General features: G+C 43.1%; 3 protein-coding genes, 8 tRNA genes and 2 rRNA genes (1 of these 13 only partly in view). 12 read left to right on the forward strand and 1 reads right to left on the reverse strand.

Annotated features, from left to right (window positions below):
* The first annotated feature begins 260 nt into the window (after positions 1-260).
* On the forward strand, positions 261-2,438 hold the full coding sequence (locus tag Q5760_RS01675; protein WP_428910565.1) for a Tex family protein: 2,178 nt from the start codon (positions 261-263) through the stop codon (positions 2,436-2,438).
* A 53-nt stretch (positions 2,439-2,491) separates the two neighbouring features.
* Here the strand turns inward: Q5760_RS01675 and cmpA are convergent, their stop codons facing one another.
* Complete coding sequence (gene cmpA, locus Q5760_RS01680) at positions 2,492-2,608, reverse strand: cortex morphogenetic protein CmpA (protein WP_428910566.1); 117 nt, start codon at positions 2,606-2,608, stop codon at positions 2,492-2,494.
* Positions 2,609-2,708: 100 nt separating this feature from the next.
* Here cmpA and Q5760_RS01685 point away from each other — a divergent pair, with 100 nt between their 5' ends.
* The 11 genes from Q5760_RS01685 to Q5760_RS01735 form a co-directional block, all read left to right on the forward strand.
* Entirely contained in the window at positions 2,709-3,185 is a 477-nt protein-coding gene (locus Q5760_RS01685) for a SprT family protein (RefSeq protein ID WP_428910567.1), read from the forward strand.
* A 266-nt stretch (positions 3,186-3,451) separates the two neighbouring features.
* Positions 3,452-3,526, forward strand: a tRNA-Asn gene (locus Q5760_RS01690).
* A 3-nt stretch (positions 3,527-3,529) separates the two neighbouring features.
* Positions 3,530-3,620, forward strand: a tRNA-Ser gene (locus tag Q5760_RS01695).
* A 9-nt stretch (positions 3,621-3,629) separates the two neighbouring features.
* A tRNA-Glu gene (locus Q5760_RS01700) sits at positions 3,630-3,701 on the forward strand.
* Positions 3,702-3,781: 80 nt separating this feature from the next.
* Positions 3,782-3,858 (forward strand) — tRNA-Asp (locus Q5760_RS01705).
* A 9-nt stretch (positions 3,859-3,867) separates the two neighbouring features.
* Positions 3,868-3,942, forward strand: a tRNA-Gln gene (locus Q5760_RS01710).
* Between the two features lie 263 nt (positions 3,943-4,205).
* Positions 4,206-4,291: transfer RNA gene (locus Q5760_RS01715), tRNA-Leu, on the forward strand.
* Between the two features lie 76 nt (positions 4,292-4,367).
* Positions 4,368-4,444 (forward strand) — tRNA-Arg (locus Q5760_RS01720).
* A 16-nt stretch (positions 4,445-4,460) separates the two neighbouring features.
* A tRNA-Gly gene (locus Q5760_RS01725) sits at positions 4,461-4,534 on the forward strand.
* Positions 4,535-4,651: 117 nt separating this feature from the next.
* Positions 4,652-6,201, forward strand: a 16S ribosomal RNA gene (locus Q5760_RS01730).
* A gap of 176 nt (positions 6,202-6,377) precedes the next feature.
* Positions 6,378-7,165: ribosomal RNA gene (locus Q5760_RS01735) — 23S ribosomal RNA — on the forward strand (it continues 2,148 nt past the right edge of the window).
* Together the 16S and 23S rRNA genes with 8 tRNA genes alongside form the textbook arrangement of a ribosomal RNA operon.

A 7,165-nucleotide genomic window follows, 5' to 3' on the forward strand; every position in this document is an offset into this window, starting at 1 on the left:
AGAAGTGGAGAAAAAGTGTTTGTAGAGTCTGAAGATAGAGTGAGCTCGGACAAGAAAATAGCAAAAGGAGAATACAGATTCTGAAGGTGATATAACTTCAAATAAGAAACAGCAAAATAATAGCCTTGAAGTCATGAAACCATAATTCTCTTAACGATGAGTGAGATTGAAATAATTAGTCAATTTCTTAGCTGCTATTAGGCAACCGCTATATGAATTTGTTAAAATAAACTATAAACATACCATTGGAGGCTGTTTCATTGGAAAAAACAATCGACAAGCAAGATACAATGTTTCAATTAATTGCATCGGAACAATCTATAAGTGTAAAACAAGTAAAAAATGTATTATCGATGCTGGAGGAAGGAAACACTGTCCCTTTTATAGCCCGATATCGTAAAGAGCAAACTGGCTCTTTGGATGAAGTCCAAATTCGTGACATAATGGAAAGAGCTCAATACATACAAAACCTTGAACAGAGGAAAGAAGAAGTAACTCGTCTTATTGATGAGCAAGGGAAACTAACCCCTGAATTACAACAAAGTATCAACAATGCCATTAAGCTACAAGAGATTGAGGATCTATACCGACCTTACAAACAAAAAAGACGAACAAAAGCGACAGTGGCTAAAGAAAAGGGATTAGAACCATTTGCTCTTTGGTTACTTACATTCCCTAAACAAAGTTCATTAGAAGAAGAAGCTAAAAAGTATCTATCGCAAGAAAAAGAAGTAAACAGTATAGAAGATGTCATTGCAGGAGCAAAAGATATTATTGCTGAAATGGTATCTGATGATGCAGAAAGCCGTAAATGGATTAGAAGAGAGACACATAACAAAGGGATCATGGAGTCTACCGTTAAAGATGCCGAAAAAGACGAGAAAAAGGTCTATGAAATGTACTATGAATATGAGGAACCAGTGAGCAAAATCGTGCCCCACCGGATCCTTGCTTTGAACCGTGGAGAAAAAGAAGAGATTCTTCGAGTGAACATAAAACCAAATGTCGATTTCATCGTTCAATATCTAGATAAAAAGTGGATTCAAGATCAAAGGTCATTTGCTGCTCCTATTGTAAAGGAAGCGATTGAGGATGGATACAAACGCTTAATCCAGCCATCAATCGAAAGAGAGATCCGACATGAACTCACTGAGAAGGGCGAAGAACAAGCGATTCACATTTTTGCAGAAAACTTAAGAAATCTACTGCTTCAGCCTCCATTAAAGGGAAAGGTTGTATTAGGGGTAGATCCAGCTTACCGGACAGGCTGTAAACTTGCCGCTATAGATGAAACAGGAAAAGTATTAGACATCGGTGTTATTTATCCGCACCCGCCTGCTTCAAAGACGAAAGAAGCAAAGGGAAAATTTATCAATATGCTTCGCCAATACAATGTGGAAATGGTGGCCATTGGAAACGGAACCGCCTCAAGAGAGACAGAACAATTTGTTGCAGATATCTTAAAGGAATTACCTGAAGATATCTATTATTTAATCGTAAATGAAGCTGGGGCAAGTGTATATTCGGCATCTGATATTGCAAGAGAAGAATTTCCGGATTATCAAGTAGAAGAAAGAAGTGCGGTTTCAATCGCTCGTCGCCTGCAAGACCCACTGGCTGAGTTAGTCAAAATTGATCCGAAGTCAGTAGGTGTAGGGCAATATCAGCACGATGTTTCACAAAAAAGGTTATCAGCATCTCTTACTTTTGTTGTTGAAACGGTTGTTAACCAAGTAGGGGTGAATGTGAACACGGCCTCCCCATCTCTTTTGCAATATGTATCTGGTCTTTCAAAAACCGTTGCAAATAACATTGTAAAAAAACGGGAAGAGGAAGGGAGATTTACTTCGAGGGCACAATTGAAAAAGATCCCACGTTTAGGAGCCAAAACCTATGAACAGGCTATTGGTTTCTTACGGGTAATCGAAGGGAAGAATCCGTTAGATCGTACAGCAATTCACCCAGAAAACTATGATGAAGTAAAAACGCTATTAAAATCACTGGGATTTACTGCTGCTGATCTTGGTACAGATGAATTAAAACAGGCTCTTAGTAAGGTTGATATCCAAGAAACTGCACAGCAATTAACTATTGGGGAAATTACATTAAAGGATATTATCGATGCTTTAACAAGACCAGAGCGGGATCCGCGTGACGATTTACCTGCACCACTTTTGAAAAAGGATGTTCTTAAATTGGAGGATTTAAAAGCTGGGATGGAATTACAAGGTACTGTGAGGAATGTTGTAGACTTTGGTGCCTTTGTTGATATTGGTGTAAAGCAAGATGGGCTTGTACATATTTCAAAGCTTAGTAATAAGTTTGTCAAACACCCGTTAGACGTTGTTTCAGTAGGTGACATTGTAACGGTTTGGGTGGATTCTATTGACGTAAATAAAGGTAGAGTGTCTTTAACCATGCTGGCTCCTCATGAATAAATAAATGCCGGATCATTGTCCTATTGTATAAACTCAATAGGACAATGATCTGTTTATTTTTCGATTGTGGTTTTCCTGTAGAAAAACCAGCACTGGTTTAATAATTTAATCTGATAATGATTCTTTTCGTAGAATGCTTTTTGCATTTGGTTTTTTAACCAAGTGGGCATCATGTTACCTCCCTGATAAACATCTCGGTAAGTATTCTTAGTTTATGCACAAAGAGTTTGTCAAGTTACTTGTAATCTGGAGAAGGGGGATTAAATTAGCGTGGATAATCAACAATTACAAAAGCTGGTAGAAGAAATATCACTTGAATATTTTCATAAACCTTTTAAACATCAAGCTGTTTTTAATTCAAGGCTAAAAACTACAGGTGGAAGATACTTATTGCAATCACATAATATAGAAATGAATAAAAAGTATTTAGATGAGTTTGGGATGGGGGAGCTGATTGGGATAATCAAACATGAATTATGTCACTATCATCTCCATCTTGAGGGGAAGGGGTATCAACACCGTGATCGGGATTTTAAGCAACTACTCCAAAAGGTAGGAGCGCCAAGGTTCTGCTCAACACTTCCTGCTGAAAAGGTAAGAAGAAAATCGAGTAAAGTGCTGACGTATATTTGTAATAACTGCCATTTGGTTTTTACAAGAAAAAGGAGAATGGATACAAGTCGATATGTTTGTGGTCGCTGTCGCGGAAAATTACTGCTAAAATCTATTGACGAACAACAAGGATGATGGTATATTTTAATTCCTTCATTAAGTTCTCTCTAAGTGAAGAAAAAAATGTTATTTTATAGCTTGACATTATATTTATGTGTAAATATAATATAAAGAGTCGAATCGAGGTAAATGGTTCGGACAAGTTAAGAAATCAAAGTTATTCCGCAGTAGCTCAGTGGTAGAGAAACGAATCGTCCCGCAGGGGAATCGTTTTGCAATAAAAGCCCAAGGCTTTTAGCGCACAAGACCACTATATAAGTTTAGGGAAAAGTATTAATTATTCCGCAGTAGCTCAGTGGTAGAGCTATCGGCTGTTAACCGATCGGTCGTAGGTTCGAATCCTACCTGCGGAGCCATTTGGGGAAGTACTCAAGAGGCTGAAGAGGCGCCCCTGCTAAGGGTGTAGGTCGCGCGAGCGGCGCGAGGGTTCAAATCCCTCCTTCTCCGCCATGTTACAATGGCCCGTTGGTCAAGCGGTTAAGACACCGCCCTTTCACGGCGGTAACACGGGTTCGAATCCCGTACGGGTCACTATAATAGGGAGCATCTACTAAAAACCTGCCACATCCTGTGGCAAGTGTAGATGCCAGTATATTCTTTGTAAATCAAATGGTCCGGTAGTTCAGTTGGTTAGAATGCCTGCCTGTCACGCAGGAGGTCGCGGGTTCGAGTCCCGTCCGGACCGCCATTTAAATGTTGGGCTATAGCCAAGTGGTAAGGCAACGGACTTTGACTCCGTCATTCGTAGGTTCGAATCCTGCTAGCCCAGCCATTTTTTTATTTTATAAGATTAACTTAGTTTAATTAGAAGGTTCTTTCTTCGTTAGATCCTCCGATTTAATAAGTTTACCTATCTAATAAAAAGATTAAGCGTCGTTTGTTAAAAATCCTCTAATGATATCATTTGATTTTCGATTAGCCATTTAGTATAAAAAACACCCTAAATCTGTTGTTTGAGATTTATATTTGCCATTAATTGCCATTGAATCTATTTTAGATTTTATGGTATTATATATTGTGTCACTTTTACTTAATGCGGTCGTGGCGGAATGGCAGACGCGCTAGGTTGAGGGCCTAGTGGGGGTAACCCCGTGGAAGTTCGACTCTTCTCGGCCGCACCAATAAAAAAGATTTTATAAAGAACTTGACATTAATAGATTGAATTGATATTATATAAAAGTTGCTTTTGTAACATATGCGCCCGTAGCTCAATTGGATAGAGCGTCTGACTACGGATCAGAAGGTTATGGGTTCGACTCCTTTCGGGCGCGCCATGAATATGATAATTTTGCGGGTGTAGTTTAGTGGTAAAACCACAGCCTTCCAAGCTGTTGTCGAGGGTTCGATTCCCTTCACCCGCTCCATAAAAATTGCTCTTTGAAAACTAAACAAACAAAAACGTCAACGTTAATTCTAGTTACTATATGTAACAAAATTAGTTGCCTTTCAGGTAACTAATTTTATGAGCTTTATCAAACACTTTATTGGAGAGTTTGATCCTGGCTCAGGACGAACGCTGGCGGCGTGCCTAATACATGCAAGTCGAGCGAATCTGAGGGAGCTTGCTCCCAAAGATTAGCGGCGGACGGGTGAGTAACACGTGGGCAACCTGCCTGTAAGACTGGGATAACTTCGGGAAACCGGAGCTAATACCGGATAATTCTTATCAACTCATGTTGGTAAGCTAAAAGACGGCGTAAGCTGTCACTTACAGATGGGCCCGCGGCGCATTAGCTAGTTGGTGAGGTAACGGCTCACCAAGGCAACGATGCGTAGCCGACCTGAGAGGGTGATCGGCCACACTGGGACTGAGACACGGCCCAGACTCCTACGGGAGGCAGCAGTAGGGAATCTTCCGCAATGGACGAAAGTCTGACGGAGCAACGCCGCGTGAGTGATGAAGGTTTTCGGATCGTAAAACTCTGTTGTTAGGGAAGAACAAGTACGAGAGTAACTGCTCGTACCTTGACGGTACCTAACCAGAAAGCCACGGCTAACTACGTGCCAGCAGCCGCGGTAATACGTAGGTGGCAAGCGTTGTCCGGAATTATTGGGCGTAAAGCGCGCGCAGGCGGTCCTTTAAGTCTGATGTGAAAGCCCACGGCTCAACCGTGGAGGGTCATTGGAAACTGGGGGACTTGAGTGCAGGAGAGAAAAGTGGAATTCCACGTGTAGCGGTGAAATGCGTAGAGATGTGGAGGAACACCAGTGGCGAAGGCGACTTTTTGGCCTGTAACTGACGCTGAGGCGCGAAAGCGTGGGGAGCAAACAGGATTAGATACCCTGGTAGTCCACGCCGTAAACGATGAGTGCTAAGTGTTAGAGGGTTTCCGCCCTTTAGTGCTGCAGCAAACGCATTAAGCACTCCGCCTGGGGAGTACGGCCGCAAGGCTGAAACTCAAAGGAATTGACGGGGACCCGCACAAGCGGTGGAGCATGTGGTTTAATTCGAAGCAACGCGAAGAACCTTACCAGGTCTTGACATCCTCTGACAATCCTAGAGATAGGACTTTCCTCTTCGGGGGACAGAGTGACAGGTGGTGCATGGTTGTCGTCAGCTCGTGTCGTGAGATGTTGGGTTAAGTCCCGCAACGAGCGCAACCCTTATTCTTAGTTGCCAGCATTAGGTTGGGCACTCTAAGGAGACTGCCGGTGACAAACCGGAGGAAGGTGGGGATGACGTCAAATCATCATGCCCCTTATGACCTGGGCTACACACGTGCTACAATGGATGGTACAAAGGGCTGCGAGACCGCGAGGTTTAGCCAATCCCATAAAACCATTCTCAGTTCGGATTGTAGGCTGCAACTCGCCTACATGAAGCCGGAATCGCTAGTAATCGCGGATCAGCATGCCGCGGTGAATACGTTCCCGGGTCTTGTACACACCGCCCGTCACACCACGAGAGTTTGTAACACCCGAAGTCGGTGGGGTAACCGCAAGGAGCCAGCCGCCTAAGGTGGGACAGATGATTGGGGTGAAGTCGTAACAAGGTAGCCGTATCGGAAGGTGCGGCTGGATCACCTCCTTTCTAAGGATATACACGGAACATCTCTTACGAGATGAACGTTGACACTTTTTGTTTGTTTAGTTTTGAGGGAGTAATTCCTCATGAATGATTGTTCTTTGAAAACTAGATAATGTAATGAAGAACCAAGAAATAACCGAGTGATCGCCATTTTAGTATTTTTTTCTGATTTAATTAATGGTTAAGTTAGAAAGGGCGCACGGTGAATGCCTTGGCACTAGGAGCCGATGAAGGACGGGACTAACACCGATATGCTTTGGGGAGCTGTAAGTAAGCATTGATCCAGAGATTTCCGAATGGGGAAACCCTCTATCTTTAATAGGATAGAATCTTTACCTGAATACATAGGGTATTGAAGGCAGACCCGGGGAACTGAAACATCTAAGTACCCGGAGGAAGAGAAAGCAATTGCGATTCCCCCAGTAGCGGCGAGCGAAACGGGATTAGCCCAAACCAAGAGGCTTGCCTCTTGGGGTTGTAGGACACTCTATATGGAGTTACAAAGGAACGGGGTAGATGAACAAGTCTGGAAAGGCTGGTCAAAGAAGGTAAAAACCCTGTAGTCGAAACTTCGTTCCCTCTTGAGTGGATCCTGAGTACGGCGGGACACGAGAAATCCCGCCGGAAGCTGGGAGGACCATCTCCCAAGGCTAAATACTCCCTAGTGACCGATAGTGAACCAGTACCGTGAGGGAAAGGTGAAAAGCACCCCGGAAGGGGAGTGAAATAGTTCCTGAAACCGTGTGCCTACAAGTAGTCAAAGCCCTTTAACGGGTGATGGCGTGCCTTTTGTAGAATGAACCGGCGAGTTACGATTACATGCAAGGTTAAGTTGATAAGACGGAGCCGCAGCGAAAGCGAGTCTGAATAGGGCGATTTTAGTATGTGGTTGTAGACCCGAAACCAGGTGATCTACCCATGTCCAGGTTGAAGTCCAGGTAACACTGGATGGAGGACCGAACCCACG

Source organism: Niallia sp. Kr1 (assembly GCF_050389805.1).
Lineage (GTDB): Bacteria > Bacillota > Bacilli > Bacillales > Cytobacillaceae > Bacillus_BD.